The sequence below is a fragment of the Antribacter gilvus genome (genome assembly GCF_003946865.1).
In the GTDB taxonomy this organism is placed as follows: Bacteria; Actinomycetota; Actinomycetes; order Actinomycetales; family Cellulomonadaceae; genus Antribacter; species Antribacter gilvus.
Map to the genome: position 1 here is coordinate 17,216 of NZ_QXTH01000012.1, position 15,533 is coordinate 32,748.

Genomic DNA, 15,533 nt, shown 5'->3' on the forward strand with positions numbered 1-15,533 from the left:
ACGTCCTGCCCGGCCGGGTACCCACCCGGCCGGGCAGGGCCATCCGGGGCCGGCCGGGGAGCCTGGTGCGGCCCACTGAGCAGTCGAGCACGAGAGAAGGGCATCATGACCGACACCACCACCGGCGAAGAGACGCCGCGCCCGACCCGTCGCCTGTCGGAGGCGGGTGTCTCCATCTGGCTCGACGACCTGTCCCGCGAGCGGTTGCGCACCGGCAACCTCGCGGGGCTGATCGCCGAGAAGGACGTGGTCGGCGTGACCACCAACCCCACCATCTTCGCCGCGGCCCTGGCCGCCGGCACCGCGTACGACGACACGCTCGCCGAGCTGGCGGACCAGGACGTCGAGGCCGCCGTGGAGCGGATCACCACGGACGACGTGCGTGAGGCCGCGGACGTGCTCCGCCCCGTCTACGACGCCACGGGCACCGTGGACGGCCGCGTCTCCATCGAGGTGGACCCGCGCCTCGCCCGCGACACGGAGGCCACCGTCGCCACGGCCCAGCGCCTGTGGACCACGGTGGACCGCCCCAACGTGATGATCAAGATCCCGGCCACCGTCGAGGGCCTGGACGCCATCACCCGGACGCTCGCCGCAGGCATCAGCGTCAACGTGACCCTCATCTTCTCCATCGAGCGCTACCACGCCGTCATGGACGCCTTCCTCACCGGGCTCGAGCGCGCCAAGGAGGCGGGCATCGACCTCGCCCCCGTCGGCTCGGTGGCCTCGTTCTTCGTCTCGCGGGTGGACGCCGAGGTCGACAAGCGCCTCGACAAGGTCGGCACCGACGAGGCCCTCGCCCTGCGTGGCCAGGCCGCCATCGCCAACGCCCGCCTCGCGTACGCCGCGTGGGAAGAGGTCTTCTCCTCCGACCGCTGGAAGGCCCTCGAGGCCGCCGGCGCGCACCCGCAGCGCCCGCTCTGGGCGTCCACCGGCGTGAAGAACCCCGAGTACCGCGACACCATGTACGTCGACGAGCTCGTCGTGCCCGGCGTCGTGAACACGATGCCGGAGGGCACCCTGAACGCCTTCGCCGACCACGGCATCGTCCTCGGCGACACCGTCACCGGGACCGCCGAGTCCGCGGCGGCCACCGTCGCCGCCGTCGAGGCCGTCGGGATCTCCATGGACGAGGTCACCGAGAAGCTCGAGAACGAGGGCGTCACCAAGTTCGAGGTGAGCTGGAACGAGCTCCTCGCCACCACGCAGGCGGGCCTGGACGGAGCGGCTGACAAGTGAGACCGGCCAAGATCACCGCGGACCTCAACCCGCTGCGCGACCCCCTCGACCTCCGCCTGCCCCGGATCGCCGGGCCGTGCGGCCTGGTCATCTTCGGTGTCACGGGCGACCTGGCGCGCAAGAAGCTCATGCCCGCCGTGTACGACCTGGCCAACCGCGGCCTCCTGCCGCCCGGCTTCGCGCTGACGGGCTTCGCCCGCCGCGACTGGGCCGACCAGGACTTCGCCCAGATCGTGCACGACGCCGTCAAGGAGAACGCGCGCACGCCCTTCCGCGAGGCGACGTGGCGCCAGCTCGCCGAGGGCATCCGGTTCGTGCAGGGCTCCTTCGACGACGACGCGGCGTTCGAGACGCTCCGGCAGACCGTCGAGAAGCTCGACGCCGAGCGCGGCACCGGTGGCAACCACGCGTTCTACCTGTCGGTGCCCCCGAGCGCCTTCCCGGTCGTGTGCCGCCAGCTGTCCCGCTCGGGCCTCTCCGCGCCCGACACGGACCCGGCCGACGGGTTCGCGTGGCGCCGCGTGGTCATCGAGAAGCCGTTCGGGCACGACCTGGCCAGCGCCAAGGAGCTGGACGCGGTGGTGTCGGAGGTCTTCTCGCCCGACTCGGTGTTCCGGATCGACCACTACCTGGGCAAGGAGACGGTCCAGAACCTCCTGGCGCTGCGCTTCGCGAACCAGATGTTCGAGCCGCTGTGGAACGCGAACTACGTGGACCACGTGCAGATCACCATGGCCGAGGACATCGGCATCGGTGGCCGCGCGGGCTACTACGACGGGATCGGCGCCGCCCGCGACGTCATCCAGAACCACCTCCTGCAGCTCCTCGCCCTCGTCGCGATGGAGGAGCCGGTGACCTTCGACGCCGCCGAGCTGCGCGCCGAGAAGATCAAGGTGCTGTCCTCCGTGCGGCTCCCCCGCGACCTGGGCAAGCACACCGCCCGCGGGCAGTACGCGGCCGCGTGGCAGGGTGGCGAGGAGGTCCGGGGCTTCCTCGAGGAGGACGGCATCCCGAAGGAGTCCGTCACCGAGACGTTCGCCGGCATCCGGGTCGACATCGACAACCGGCGGTGGGCGGGCGTGCCGTTCTACCTCCGTTCGGGCAAGCGCCTCGGCCGGCGCGTCACCGAGGTGGCCGTCGTCTTCAAGAAGGCGCCGCACCTCCCCTTCGAGTCGTCCCTCACGTCCGAGCTGGGCAACAACGCGCTCGTCATCCGCGTGCAGCCGGACGAGGGCGTGACCCTGCGGTTCGGTGCCAAGGTTCCCGGCACGGCGATGCAGGTGCGCGACGTGACGATGGACTTCGGTTACGGCCACTCGTTCACCGAGTCGTCTCCCGAGGCGTACGAGCGGCTCATCCTCGACGTGCTGCTCGGCGACCCGCCGCTGTTCCCCACGCGCGAGGAGGTCGAGCTCTCCTGGAAGATCCTCGACCCCATCACCGCGTACTGGGCCAAGCAGGGCCAGCCGGAGCAGTATGCGTCCGGCACGTGGGGGCCGCCGTCGGCCGACGCGATGATGGCGCGCGACGGGCGCGCCTGGCGCCGGCCGTGAGCCCGGAAGTGGCGCACGGCCCGGGAGCCCCGGGTCACGAGACGGCGCCAGACAGCTCAGCGCCGGCCGTGAGCCACGCCGTGAGCGCCGTGATCCCGGTACAGACCTCAGGAGATCCCCGATGATCATCGACATGCCGGACACCACCGCGAACGCGGTGAACAAGCGCCTCGTGCGCCTGCGCGACGAGGGCGGCGCCGTCGCCCTCGGTCGCGTCCTGACCCTCGTGGTCCTCGCCGACGAGCGGGACGTCGAGACCGCCGTCGAGGCCGCGAACGACGCGTCGCGGGAGCACCCGTGCCGCGTCATCGTCGTCGCCCCCGCGAGCCGCGGCAGCGAGGCACGCCTCGACGCCCAGATCCGCGTGGGCGGCGACGCCGGCGCGTCCGAGGTGGTCGTGCTGCGCGCCTTCGGACCGCTCCTGGAGCGCGGCGACACCCTCGTGATGCCGCTCCTGCTGCCCGACGCGCCGATCGTGGTGTGGTGGCCGCGGGAGGCGCCCGACGAGCCGTCGTCGGACCCTGTGGGGGCCATGGCGCACCGGCGCATCACCGACACGACGGTGGCGAAGGACCCGGTGGGCATGCTCGGCACGCTCGCCACCACCTACGCCCCGGGCGACACGGACCTCGCGTGGGCCCGGGTGACGCTGTGGCGCGGCCTCATCGCGGCCGCCGTCGAGCAGCCGCCGTTCGAGCCGGTGCTGTCCGTGCGCGTCGAGGGCCAGCGCGACCACACGTCGCTCGACCTCCTCGCCGCGTGGCTGGGCGCCCGCCTCCGCTGCCCCGCCGCCGTGGTGAGGGTGAAGAACGCCGAGGCCATCACCAAGGTGATCCTCGAGCGCAAGAGCGGGCCGATCGTGCTGGACCGCCCCGACGGCCGCACCGTGACGATCTCCCAGCCCGGCAAGCCGGACCGCCGCATCGCCCTGCCGATCCGCGCCCTCAACGAGGCGCTGATCGAGGAGCTGCGGCGTCTCGACCCGGACGAGATCTACGAGGAGGTCCTCACCAAGGGCCTGCCGCTCGTGGAGACGGGGTCATGACGGCCGGGCGTCTCGTGGTGGTGCACCCGGACGCAGGGGTCCTCGCCGAGGCTGTCGCGGCGCGGCTCCTGACGCGGATCCTGGACGTCCAGTCGGTGCGCTCCCCGGTGCACGTGGTCGTCACGGGCGGCACCGTGGGTATCCGGACGCTCGCCGCCATGGCGTCGAACCCGGTGCTCGGGGCAGTCGACTGGTCGGGCGTGCACCTCTGGTGGGGCGACGAGCGCTTCCTGCGCGACGGCGACCCCGACCGCAACGAGACCCAGGCCCGCGAGGCCCTGGTCGACGCCCTGGTGGCGTCGCACGGGCTGCCGGCGGGGAACGTGCACCCCATGCCCGGGCCGTCCGCCGTGGCGACGCCGGAGGAGGCCGCCCAGGCCTACGCCGCCGAGCTGGCGACTTTCGGCAGCCCGGTCCCGGCGTTCGACGTGCTGCTGCTCGGCATGGGGCCGGACGGGCACGTGGCGTCCCTCTTCCCCGGCCACGAAGGGCTGGACGCCATCGGGGCCACGGTGGGCGTGCACGGCTCCCCCAAGCCGCCGCCGGAGCGCGTCTCGCTCACCTTCGAGACGATCCGCGCCGCCCGGGAGGTGTGGCTCGTGGTGAACGGGGCCGACAAGGCGGGCCAGGCCGCGGCCGCCCTCGCCGGCGGCGACCTCCACGAGGTGCCGGCCGCCGGCGCCGTCGGCTCGGAGCGCACGCTCTGGCTCGTGGACGCGGCGGCCGCCGGGCGGTAGCGCTCGGCGACCACCCTGTCGAACATGTGGTTGTGGCCGGTCCTGGACTCAGGACCGGCCACAATCGCATGTTCGGGTGCTCGCACCGAGCGAGTGCTAGCTCCGCACGCCGCCGCGACGCACGCGCAGCGCCTCGAGCGCCTCCTCGAGGAGGGCAGCGCCGTCGGCCTCGGTCCGTCGCTCCTTCACGTACGCGAGGTGCGTCTTGTACGGCTCGTTGCGCATGGGCGACGGCGGGCTCGCCGGGTCGAGGCCCGCGGGGAACCCGCAGCGCGGGCAGTCCCACTGCTCGGGAGGCTCGACGTCCTCGCCCACCGAGAAGCTCGGTGAGGTCTCGTGCCCGTTGGCACACCAGTAGGAGACGCGCACCCGTGGCGCGGTCTCACCTCGCTCGGACTCACCGAGCGGGCCCGCGCCGACGCGGCTCCCTCGGATCGCATGACCGCCTGATGCCACGTTCCTCGTCCCCTCCGTGAGGTCTGGCCTGGAGCAACGCCGGGTGTGGCGTCAGCTCACCTTCTGGATCAGACCGAGCAGGACGATGACGACCGTCCACACGAGGGCGAACGCGATCGTGATGCGGTTCAGGTTCCGCTCGGCCACGCCGGAGGAACCGGCGCCCATCGAGACTCCGCCGCCGAACATGTCGGAGAGGCCGCCGCCCTTGCCCTTGTGGAGCAGGACAAGCATGGTCAGGAAGGCGCTGGTGAGCACCAGCAGGACCTGCAGGATGATGCGGAGCGCGTCCACGGTTACGTCCTCGGATTCTCGGTGTGCCGGAGATCACTCCGGCGACGGGTCGGGTCAAGAGTAGGCGAGAGATGCCGCAGCGGGCGAAACCCCAGGTCAGGGCCTCGCCAGCCGCGCAAGTCGCGGGTCTGAGGGTACCTCAGGAGAGGACGTGCGCCTGATACCGGACGATCTTCGCGAACTCCTCCGGGTCGAGGCTCGCGCCACCCACGAGGGCACCGTCCACGTCGGGCTTCGCCATGATCTGCGCGACGTTGCCCGACTTCACCGAGCCGCCGTACAGCACGCGGACAGCGGCGGCGGCGTTCTCGTCGTACAGCTCGGCGAGCTTGCCGCGGATCGCGCCGCACACCTCCTGGGCGTCCTCCGGCGTGGCGACCTCGCCCGTGCCGATGGCCCACACGGGCTCGTACGCGATCACGATCGTGACGGCCTGCTCGGCCGTGACGTCGGCCAGCGCCGCCTCGACCTGCGCCAGCGTGTACGACACCTGGTCGCCCGCCTTGCGCACGTCCAGGCCCTCGCCGACGCACAGGATCGGCACGAGGCCGTGCGCGAAGGCCGCACGGACCTTCTCGTTCACCAGGGCGTCGGACTCGCCGTGGTACTCCCGGCGCTCCGAGTGACCCACCGCCACGTACGTGACGCCGAGCTTGGCGAGCATCGCCGCCGAGATCTCGCCCGTGTACGCGCCCGACTCGTGCTTCGACACGTCCTGCGCGCCGTACACGATCTCCAGCTTGTCGGCGTCGACCAGGGTCTGCACCGAGCGCAGGTCCGTGAACGGCGGCAGCACGGCCACCTCGACGGCGGCGTAGTCGTGCTTGCCGTCCTTCAGCGTCCACGCCAGCTTCTGCACGGTCTGGATCGCCTCGTGGTGGTCCAGGTTCATCTTCCAGTTGCCCGCCATGAGCGGCGTGCGGGTGGTAGCCACGTCAGTACTTCCTCAGTTCGTCCGGACGGTGCCCGACGCCGTTCTGGTCGCCTTCGCGTGAAGGCGACCGGTCCGGCGTCGGGCACCAGGGAAAGTGGTGCTCAGTCCTACCTGTCTGCGGCCTGAGCCCGGCGTTCCGCTTCGGGCGGGCGCCTCGTTCCTCGGCCCCCACCCTGCGCTTCACTCTGGGCTCAGTCCCCGGAGAGGACCGTGATGCCGGGGAGCTCCTTGCCCTCGAGCAGCTCGAGGCTCGCGCCGCCGCCCGTGGAGATGTGGCTGAAGCCCGCCTCGTCGAAGCCGAGGAGGCGGACCGCCGCGGCGGAGTCGCCGCCGCCCACGATCGAGAAGGCGCCGTCCGCGGTCGCGTCGATGATGCCCTGCGCGACGGTCTTGGTGCCGGCCGCGAACGCCTCGAACTCGAACACGCCCATGGGGCCGTTCCAGGCGATCGTGCGGGCCTCCGAGAGCCGGTCCGCGAAGAGCGCGGCGGAGTCCGGGCCGATGTCGAGGCCCATGGTGCCGTCGGGGATGGCGTCCGCGGGGACGGTGCGGTGCGGAGCGTCGGCCGCGAACGAGTCCGCGGCGACGATGTCGACCGGGAGCACGATCTCGACGCCGTTGGCCGCCGCCGTCTCCAGGTAGCCCTTGACCGTCTCGACCTGGTCCTCCTCGAGGAGGGACGAGCCGACGGCGTGCCCCTGGGCCTTGAGGAACGTGAAGACCATGCCGCCGCCGATGAGGAGGCGGTCGGCCTTGGTGAGGAGGTTCGCGATGACGCCGAGCTTGTCGGACACCTTGGAGCCGCCGAGCACCACGGCGTACGGCCGGGCCGGGTCCGTCGTGGCGCGGGACAGCGACTCGACCTCCTTGAGGACGAGGTCGCCGGCCGCGGCCGGGAGCACCTTGGCCACGTCGTACACCGAGGCCTGCTTGCGGTGCACCACGCCGAAGCCGTCCGACACGAACGCGTCGGCCAGGGCGGCGAGCTCACCCGCGAGCTCCTCGCGCTCGGCGTCCACCTTCGACGTCTCGCGGGCGTCGAAGCGGACGTTCTCCAGGAGGGCCACCTGGCCGTCCTCGAGGGCCGCCACGGTCTTCTGGGCCGACGGGCCCACGAGGTCCTCGGCGAGGACGACGTCCTGGCCCAGCAGCTCGCCCAGGCGGGCCGCGACGGGGCCCAGGGAGTACTGGGGGTCCGGGGAGCCCTTGGGACGGCCGAGGTGCGCCATCACGACCACGCGGGCGCCCGCGTCGGTCAGGCGGCGCAGCGTCGGCAGCGCGGCCTGGATGCGGCCGTCGTCGGTGATGGTCGTCCCGTCGAGCGGGACGTTGAAGTCGGAGCGGACGAGCACGCGCTTGCCGCGCAGGTCGCCGAGCGAGTCGATGGTCTTCATACCAGCCTTTCCTCTCAGGAGCGCACCGCGCACAGGGAAGCCCTGGTCCCGGCCGGTCCGGCCGAAGCCGGCCCGGCACCGATGGGACCAGGGCTCCCCTTCGCGGTCACGCGGGTACGCGCTCGCCGGGCTTCGTCAGAGCTTCTCGCCCACGAAGGACGTCAGCGCGACGAGGCTGTTGGAGTAGCCCCACTCGTTGTCGTACCACGCGACGACCTTGACCTGGTCACCGATCACCTTGGTCAGCTTCGAGTCGAAGATGCTCTGGTGCGGGTTCGTGATGATGTCCGACGACACGATCTCGTCGTCCACGTACTCGAGGACGCCCTTGAGCACGCCCTCCGACGCGGCCTTGACGGCGGCGTTGACCTCGTCCACCGTCACCTCGCGCGACGCCGTGAACGTGAGGTCCGTGGCGGAACCGGTGATGGTCGGCACGCGGAGCGCGTAGCCGTCCAGCTTGCCCTTGAGCTCCGGCAGCACGAGCGAGACGGCCTTGGCCGCACCGGTCGACGTGGGGACGATGTTCTGCGCGGCCGCACGGGCGCGGCGCAGGTCCTTGTGCGGGCCGTCCTGGAGGTTCTGGTCGCCCGTGTACGCGTGGATCGTGGTCATGAGACCGCGCTCGATGCCGATCGAGTCGTTGAGCGCCTTCGCCAGCGGGGCGAGGCAGTTCGTGGTGCACGACGCGTTCGAGATGATGTGGTGCGCGGCAGCGTCGTACTGCTCGTTGTTGACACCCATGACGAACGTGGCGTCCTCGTTCTTCGCCGGCGCCGAGATGATGACCTTCTTGGCCCCACCGTCGATGTGGGCCTTGGCCTTCGAGGCGTCCGTGAAGAAACCGGTCGACTCGATCACGATGTCCGCGCCGAGCTCCCCCCAGGGGAGGTTCGCGGGGTCACGCTCGGCGAGAGCACGGATCTTCTTCCCGTCGACGATGATGTTCTCGTCGTCGAAGTCGACGCTCAGCGGGAAGCGTCCCAGCACGGTGTCGTACTTCAGCAGGTGCGCGAGCGTCGCGTTGTCGGTCAGGTCGTTCACACCGACGATCTCGATGTCAGCACCCGACGCGATGATGGCGCGGTAGAAGTTCCGTCCGATGCGGCCGAAGCCGTTGATACCGACGCGGATGGTCACAATGCCTCCTCAGGGCGCGCCGGCGAACCCGACGCACACGGTTCGTATCTGTGTCGCGGCGCACGGGGCGCTCGCAGCATGCGGGTGAGGTCGGCAGACCCTCACGACCAGGACGCAGAGAACACGATGGACACGTGAAGGTCACACCGTCGTCACCTGACGCTTGCGAGCCTATACCCGATACCGCCCCTCACGTGACCTCAGGCCGACCAGGGGGCGGGCGTCTCACAGATCGAGCAGGTCCGGGCTCAGACCGGCCTCGGTGTCGGGGATCCCGAGGTCCGCAGCACGCTTGTCGGCGGTCGAGAGGAGGCGCCGGATCCGGCCCGCGACGGCGTCCTTCGACAGCTGCGGGTCGGCCAGCCGGCCGAGCTCCTCGAGCGAGGCCTGCTTGTGCGCCAGGCGCAGCTCCCCCGCCTCGCGCAGGTGCTCCGGGACCTCGTCGCCCAGGATCTCGAACGCCCGCTGGACACGTGCCCCCGCGGCGACCGCCGCACGGGCGGACCGGCGCAGGTTGGCGTCGTCGAAGTTCGCGAGCCGGTTGGCCGTGCCGCGCACCTCGCGGCGCGCGCGGCGCTCCTCCCACACGGTGAGGGTGTCGGTGGCGCCGATGCGCTGGAGCATCGTGGCGATCGCGTCGCCGTCCCGGATCACGACCCGGTCGACTCCCCGCACCTCTCGCGACTTCGCCGAGACGCCGAGCCTGCGCGCCGCCCCCACGAGGGCCAGCGCCGCCTCGGGCCCCGGGCTCGTCACCTCGAGCGCCATGGAGCGGCCCGGCTCGGTGAGCGAGCCGTGCGCCAGGAACGCGCCCCGCCAGACCGCCTCGGCCTCGGGGACCCCCGCGGAGACCACCTCGGGGGCGAGGCCCCGCACGGGGCGTCCACGGACGTCCAGCAGGCCGGTCTGCCGGGCGAGCGACTCGCCCTCGCGGACCACCCGGACCACGTAGCGGCTGCTCTTGCGCAGGCCGCCGGCCTGCACCACGATCAGCTCGCTCGTGTGACCGTAGAGGTCGTGGATCGCGTGCCGGAGCCTCGCGGCCGCCAGCTCGGTGTCGAGCTCCGCCTCGATGACCACGCGACCGGAGATGATGTGCAGGCCACCGGAGAAGCGCAGGGTCGCCGAAACCTCTGCCTTGCGGCACGAGGTCCTGGCCACCTTGACCCGCGCGAGCTCCTCCTTGACCTGTGCCGTGAGCGCCATGCGGTCATCCTGCCATGGCAGCAAGGGTCAGGGCGGGTGGAATCGCGGTCAAGAGGGCGAAATGTCCCGGCGTGTCTGGCGCGACGCGCGGATAAACTCGGCTACACGTCCCCCAGCACGCCGTCGAACACGTCCCGGTAGGCCGCGGCCAGGCGCAGCGAGTCGTGCCGCGCCGTGCCGTCGCCGCGACGCACCTGGCGCATCAGCAGCCGCGCACCCATCGACGCCGCGGCGTCGGACAGGCCCGTCACGTCCTCGACGGCCGACGGGTCGGCGAGCACCGCGTCCACCCGCAGGCCGGGGGCGTGCTTGTGCAGGGCCTCCAGGTGGTCGATCGCGGTGAGCCCCGCCGTCTCCCCGGTGTCCGCCGACAGGTTGAGGGTGACGCAGCGCCGTGCGGTCGTCTCGTGCAGGGCCGCCGCGAGCTCCGGGACCAGGAGGTGCACCAGGACCGACGAATACCAGGACCCCGGCCCCAGCACGACCCAGTCGGCGTCGAGGACGGCCTGGACGGCCTCGGGCGGGGCCGGCGGGTCGGCGGGCAGGAGCCGGAGCTGCTCGATCCGCCCGTCCGTCACCGCGACCTTGCTCTGCCCCACCACGGTCTCCAGCGGCCCGTCGACCGGACCGCGCCGCACGTCCGCCTCGACGACGAGCGGCACGGACGCCATCGGCAGGACACGCCCCCGCGCCCCGAGCAGCCGCCCCACCCAGTCAAGCCCGGCCACGGTGTCACCCAGCCGCTCCCAGAGCGCGACGATGAGCAGGTTGCCCACCGCGTGCCGGTCGAGGTCGCCCGTGGACGTGAACCGGTGCTGCAGCAGCCCGCTCCACGTCTGCCCCCACTCCGAGTCGTCGCAGAGGGCCGCGAGCGCCATCCGCAGATCGCCGGGCGGGAGCACGTCCAGCTCCTCCCGGAGCCGGCCCGACGACCCGCCGTCGTCGGCGACCGTCACGATCGCCGTGAGCCGGTCGGACATCAGGCGCAGCGCGGAGAGGCTCGCCGAGAGGCCGTGGCCGCCGCCGAGGGCGACCACCGCCGGGTTGCGGCTCCACTCCGGCCGCGACGTGGTGCCGGACGCCCAGCTCGTGCCCGGGCCACCCGGGGGCAACGGCGTGCTCATTCGCGTCCCAGGTCCCGGGCGGTGACGGTCACGCGGTGCCCGGCTGCGCGCAGGCGGTCGGCGACGGCGTCGGCCATCGCGACGGACCGGTGCTTCCCGCCGGTGCACCCCACGGCGATCGTCACGTAGCGCTTCTCCTCGTGGAGGTAGCCGGCGAGGACAGGCTCGAGGGCCGCCACGTACCGGTCCACGAAGTCGCGGGCGCCGGGCCGCGCGAGCACGTAGTCGCGGACGGGGGCGTCGCGGCCCGTGAGGTGCCGCAGCTCGGTGATCCAGTACGGGTTCGCCAGGAAGCGCACGTCCACGACGTGGTCGGCGTCCAGGGGGATGCCGTACTTGAAGCCGAACGAGAGGAGGTTGACGCGCAGCGCCTCGGGGTTGCCGTCGGACAGCGCGGCGCGGATCTCGCGCGCGAGGTCGTGGACGTTGAGGTCGGACGTGTCGATGACCACGTCGGCCCGCTCGGCGAGGCTCGCGAGGAGGCGACGCTCCTCGGCGATGCCGTCGAGGATCCGGCCCTCGCCCTGCAGCGGGTGGGGGCGGCGCACCTGCTCGTAGCGGCGCACGAGCACCTCGTCGGACGCGTCCAGGTAGAGGATCCGGTAGAACACGCCGGCCTCGGACATGTGGGCCAGCACCTTGTCGAGCTCCGCGAAGAACTGCCGGCCGCGGACGTCCACGACGGCGGCCACGCGTTCGATCGACGAGCCCTTGGCCATGAGGTCGACCATGGGGACGAGCATCATCGGCGGGAGGTTGTCGACCACGTACCAGTCGAGGTCCTCCACCACCGCCGCGGCACGCGAGCGCCCGGCGCCCGACATGCCGGTGATGATCAGCACCTCCGGCTCGGTGCGCTCGGGAGCGGGGGCCGCGGCCTCGATGGCGGCGATCCCGTTCGGGGCGGTGATAGGGGACGGCTCGCTCATGTACCCAGCATGCCAGGGCTCGGGGCCGCGTTCGAACTCCCGTCGCTGTTCAGGGCGTCGAGGACCGCTCGCGCCGTCTTGTCGCCCATGCCGCGCACGCTGGCGATCTCCTCGACGCTCGCGGCGCGCAGCCGCTTGAGGGAGCCGAAGTGCGTCAGCAGCGTCTTCTTGCGGGCGGGGCCCAGCCCCGGGACGTCGTCGAGCACCGACGCCGTCATGCCCTTGCTGCGCCGCTTGCGGTGCTGGCTGATGGCGAACCGGTGCGCCTCGTCCCGCACGCGCTGCAGCAGGTACAGGCCCTCGGACGAGCGCTGGAGGATGACGGGGTACTCGTCCCCCGGCACCCAGACCTCCTCGAGCCGCTTGGCGAGCCCGCAGAGGGCGACGTCCGTGATGCCGAGCTCCTCCAGCGCCCGGGCGGCGGCGGCGACCTGGGGCGGGCCGCCGTCGACCACCACGAGGTTGGGCGGGTAGGCGAAGCGGGGCCGCTCGGGCGGCGCGTCCGCCGGGACCTCGCCGGACCGCGGCGTCCGTGCCTCCGGGGCCGGTGCCTCGTCCGCGTCCACCCGGTCGTCCACCTCTACCTCGCCCGACGCCAGCCGGTCCTGCAGGTAGCGGCGGAAGCGACGGGTGATGACCTCGTGCATCGCCGAGGTGTCGTCGCGCGCGCCCTCGCCCTCGGGGCCGCGCACGCTGAACGACCGGTACTCGCTCTTGCGCGGCAGCCCGTCCTCGAACACGACCATGGACGCGGACTGGTACGTGCCCTGGGTGTGCGACACGTCGTAGCACTCGATGCGCAGCGGCGCGGAGTCCAGGCTCAACGCCTCCTGGATCTCGCGCAGCGCCTGGCTGCGGGTGGTGAGGTCGCCGGCCCGGCGGGTCCGGTGCAGCGCGAGCGCGTGCTCCGCGTTCTTGCGGACCGTCTCCGCGAGCTCCCGCTTGTCGCCCCGCTGGGGTACGCGCACGTCCACCCGCGCGCCGCGCAGCCCGCTGAGCCAGGTGGTGACCTGGTCCAGGTCCGGCGGGAGCACGGGGACGAGCACCTCGCGGGGCACTGCGTCCCGTGCGGCCGCCCGGGCGGAGCCGGCGTCACCGCCCGAGGCGGCCGCGACGTCGTCGTCCACCTGGCCGTAGACCTGCTGGAGCAGGTGCTCCACCAGCTCCGCGTCCGTGACGTCCTCGACCTTCTCCACCACCCAGCCGCGCTGGCCGCGGATGCGGCCGCCGCGGACGTGGAAGACCTGGATCGCGGCCTCCAGGTCGTCGCCGACGAGCGCGAACACGTCGGCGTCCGTGGCGTCGCCGAGCACCACCGCGTTCTTCTCGGTGGCGCGGCGCAGCGCCTGGATGTCGTCGCGCAGGCGGGCGGCCTGCTCGTACTCCATCGACGCCGCGGCCTCCTGCATGCGCTGCGTGAGCCGCCGTTCGAACCGGGCGGTGTCGCCCGCCATGAAGTCGCAGAAGTCGGCTGCGAGGGCGCGGTGGTCGTCCGTGCTGATCCGGCCCACGCACGGCGCCGAGCACTTGTCGATGTAGCCGAGGAGGCACGGCCGGCCCGTCTGCTGGGCGCGCTTGTACACGCCCGCGGAGCACGTCCGGACAGGGAAGACGCGCAGCAGCAGGTCGAGGGTCTCCCGGATGGCCCAGGCGTGCCCGTACGGCCCGAAGTACCGGGTGCCCGGGCGCTTGGCTCCCCGCATGACCTGCGCGCGCGGGACCAGCTCGCCCATCGTGACCGCCAGGTACGGGTACGACTTGTCGTCCCGGTACTTGACGTTGAACCGCGGATCGAACTCCTTGATCCACGAGTACTCCAGCGCGAGCGCCTCGACCTCGGTGCCCACCACCGTCCACTCGACGGACGCGGCGGTGGTCACCATCCGCTGCGTGCGCTCGTGGAGGTTCGCCACGTCCTGGAAGTAGTTCCCCAGCCGCGAGCGCAGGTTCTTCGCCTTGCCCACGTAGATGACGCGGCCGTGCTCGTCGCGGAACCGGTAGACACCGGGCGACGTGGGGATCTCCCCGGAGGCGGGACGGTAGGTGGCGGGATCGGCCATGCGGACGAGCCTATTTCAGGACTCTGACACTCCGTCCGCCGTCACCACCACGGCCACGGGCTCGCTCAGCAGGAACCGGCGCGGGGAGCTGGCCGGCTGCACCTCGACGAACGCGCGGACCTGGTACTCGCCCGCGGCCATCGGCGTCTCGTAGGTGGTCATGCCCCCGGTCTCGGGTCCGGGCAGGCAGTGCGAGAGAGGGCGCAGCACGCCGGCCAGCTCGCCGCCCGGCTCCACCTCGACCGGGCCGGAGTCGGCCAGCGCCGGGAGGTGCACCACGACCCCGTCCTGCGTCCAGACGGTCTCCGGCGGGCTCACCCACACGGCACCGGCCGGGCCCTCGAGGCGGACCGGGAGGAACCTGTCCGTGGTGTGCGAAGGCTCGCCGTTCACCACGTCCGTCACCGCCCCCGCCACGACGAGGCGGTACTCCTTCTCCGCCGGCACCAGCTCCGTCTCCGGCATGCCGCACGACCACGCTGTGCCCTCGAACCACGACGGCTGGTAACCGTCCTCGACCGGCATCGTGCCACCGGGTGCTGCCGGGGACGCGCCCGGCTCGCTCACGGCCGGCTCCGACGCCGGGGCGCTGGTGCCCGGCGCGTTGCTGCCCGGCGCGCCCGACGGGCTCGCCCCGGGCGTGCCGCCGGGGCCCTCGACCGGGCTCGCGCAGGCCGCCGTCAGGGCCAGTGCGGCCCCCACGAGGGACGCGGTCAGGATCCGGGTACGCACGATGGTCCTCCTCCTCGGGCGCCCCGACGGCTGCCCTCACCACCCAGGACGCTCGGCACGGCTGTGCCGTTGCCCTCGTCGTGGCCCCCGCCGAGGCGGCGGGGTTTCAGGCGGCGAGGCCTCAGGCGGCGGGGTTTCAGGCGGCGAGGCGCACCGGGACCGGCTCCACGCGCACCGGGAAGTTCACCGACCGCGCGATGAAGCACATCGCGTGCGCCCGGTGGTGCAGCGCGGCGATGTGCTCGTCCGTGGACATCTCGCCCGGGTCAGCGATCACCCGCGGGCGCAGCGTCACGTCCGTGAACTGGCCTTCACCGCGGGCCTCGACCCGCATGGTGCCTGTCACCTCGTCGGTGTAGTCCCGCACCACCAGGCCCGACTCGGCCGCGAGGTGCAGGAACCACAGCATGTGGCACTGCGACAGGCTCGCGACGAAGAGCTCTTCAGGGCTGTACCGGTGCGGGTCGCCCCGGTAGGCGGGATCGCTCGACCCGGGCAGCGGCGGCTTGTGCGGCAGGAGGACGTCGTGGTCCCGGGAGTAGGCGGTGTACGACGCCGTGCCCCGCTCCCCCGCTCCCGTCCAGGCCACCGTCACGGAATAGTCGTGGAGGGCTCCGCTCATGCTCGCCACCCTAGGGGCGGGGAGCCCGGAGGGCCAGGGCTGGGGCGGCACGCCGTCGGCCGGGGCGT

15 protein-coding genes are annotated in these 15,533 nt (G+C 72.4%); 4 read left to right on the top strand and 11 right to left on the bottom strand.

Going from position 1 to position 15,533, the window contains the following annotated elements:
* Nucleotides 1-105: 105 nt before the first annotated feature.
* The 4 genes from tal to pgl all read left to right on the top strand — a co-directional run bounded on the left by tal (nucleotide 106) and on the right by pgl (nucleotide 4,574).
* On the top strand, nucleotides 106-1,239 hold the full coding sequence (gene tal / locus D1350_RS19050) for a transaldolase (protein ID WP_125777629.1): 1,134 nt from the start codon (nucleotides 106-108) through the stop codon (nucleotides 1,237-1,239).
* The gene (gene zwf / locus D1350_RS19055; protein ID WP_125777630.1) at nucleotides 1,236-2,792 is read left to right on the top strand and encodes a glucose-6-phosphate dehydrogenase; all 1,557 of its coding nucleotides are present in this window, start codon (nucleotides 1,236-1,238) and stop codon (nucleotides 2,790-2,792) included. Before tal ends, zwf begins: the two co-directional genes overlap by 4 nt.
* A 121-nt stretch (nucleotides 2,793-2,913) precedes the next feature.
* The gene (locus tag D1350_RS19060; protein WP_125777631.1) at nucleotides 2,914-3,837 is read left to right on the top strand and encodes a glucose-6-phosphate dehydrogenase assembly protein OpcA; all 924 of its coding nucleotides are present in this window, start codon (nucleotides 2,914-2,916) and stop codon (nucleotides 3,835-3,837) included.
* Nucleotides 3,834-4,574, top strand: coding sequence for a 6-phosphogluconolactonase (gene pgl / locus D1350_RS19065; protein ID WP_125777632.1), 741 nt, complete (start codon nucleotides 3,834-3,836; stop codon nucleotides 4,572-4,574). The genes D1350_RS19060 and pgl overlap by 4 nt, the downstream gene beginning before the upstream one ends.
* A gap of 96 nt (nucleotides 4,575-4,670) precedes the next feature.
* Here the strand turns inward: pgl and D1350_RS19070 are convergent, their stop codons facing one another.
* The 11 genes from D1350_RS19070 to D1350_RS19120 all read right to left on the bottom strand — a co-directional run bounded on the left by D1350_RS19070 (nucleotide 4,671) and on the right by D1350_RS19120 (nucleotide 15,465).
* Nucleotides 4,671-5,030, bottom strand: a complete 360-nt coding sequence (locus D1350_RS19070; RefSeq protein ID WP_125777633.1) for an RNA polymerase-binding protein RbpA — start codon at nucleotides 5,028-5,030, stop codon at nucleotides 4,671-4,673.
* A 51-nt stretch (nucleotides 5,031-5,081) separates the two neighbouring features.
* Nucleotides 5,082-5,324, bottom strand: coding sequence for a preprotein translocase subunit SecG (gene secG, locus D1350_RS19075; RefSeq protein WP_125777634.1), 243 nt, complete (start codon nucleotides 5,322-5,324; stop codon nucleotides 5,082-5,084).
* A 139-nt stretch (nucleotides 5,325-5,463) separates the two neighbouring features.
* Nucleotides 5,464-6,234 (bottom strand): triose-phosphate isomerase, encoded by a 771-nt coding sequence (gene tpiA / locus D1350_RS19080; RefSeq protein ID WP_240644217.1) that lies wholly within the window; start codon nucleotides 6,232-6,234, stop codon nucleotides 5,464-5,466.
* A 215-nt stretch (nucleotides 6,235-6,449) separates the two neighbouring features.
* Nucleotides 6,450-7,652 (bottom strand): phosphoglycerate kinase, encoded by a 1,203-nt coding sequence (locus D1350_RS19085; RefSeq protein WP_125777636.1) that lies wholly within the window; start codon nucleotides 7,650-7,652, stop codon nucleotides 6,450-6,452.
* A 135-nt stretch (nucleotides 7,653-7,787) separates the two neighbouring features.
* The gene (gap, locus tag D1350_RS19090; RefSeq protein ID WP_125777637.1) at nucleotides 7,788-8,792 is read right to left on the bottom strand and encodes a type I glyceraldehyde-3-phosphate dehydrogenase; all 1,005 of its coding nucleotides are present in this window, start codon (nucleotides 8,790-8,792) and stop codon (nucleotides 7,788-7,790) included.
* A gap of 225 nt (nucleotides 8,793-9,017) precedes the next feature.
* Entirely contained in the window at nucleotides 9,018-9,998 is a 981-nt protein-coding gene (gene whiA / locus D1350_RS19095; RefSeq protein ID WP_125777638.1) for a DNA-binding protein WhiA, read from the bottom strand.
* A 101-nt stretch (nucleotides 9,999-10,099) separates the two neighbouring features.
* On the bottom strand, nucleotides 10,100-11,122 hold the full coding sequence (locus D1350_RS19100) for a gluconeogenesis factor YvcK family protein (protein ID WP_125777639.1): 1,023 nt from the start codon (nucleotides 11,120-11,122) through the stop codon (nucleotides 10,100-10,102).
* The gene (gene rapZ / locus D1350_RS19105) at nucleotides 11,119-12,051 is read right to left on the bottom strand and encodes an RNase adapter RapZ (protein WP_125777640.1); all 933 of its coding nucleotides are present in this window, start codon (nucleotides 12,049-12,051) and stop codon (nucleotides 11,119-11,121) included. Before rapZ ends, D1350_RS19100 begins: the two co-directional genes overlap by 4 nt.
* Nucleotides 12,048-14,111: an excinuclease ABC subunit UvrC gene (uvrC, locus tag D1350_RS19110; RefSeq protein WP_125777641.1), complete on the bottom strand. Its 2,064-nt coding sequence runs from the start codon at nucleotides 14,109-14,111 to the stop codon at nucleotides 12,048-12,050. The genes rapZ and uvrC overlap by 4 nt, the downstream gene beginning before the upstream one ends.
* A 15-nt stretch (nucleotides 14,112-14,126) precedes the next feature.
* Nucleotides 14,127-14,843, bottom strand: coding sequence for a hypothetical protein (locus D1350_RS19115; RefSeq protein WP_125777642.1), 717 nt, complete (start codon nucleotides 14,841-14,843; stop codon nucleotides 14,127-14,129).
* A 136-nt stretch (nucleotides 14,844-14,979) separates the two neighbouring features.
* Complete coding sequence (locus D1350_RS19120; RefSeq protein WP_125777643.1) at nucleotides 14,980-15,465, bottom strand: OsmC family protein; 486 nt, start codon at nucleotides 15,463-15,465, stop codon at nucleotides 14,980-14,982.
* Between the last annotated feature and the right edge of the window lie 68 nt (nucleotides 15,466-15,533).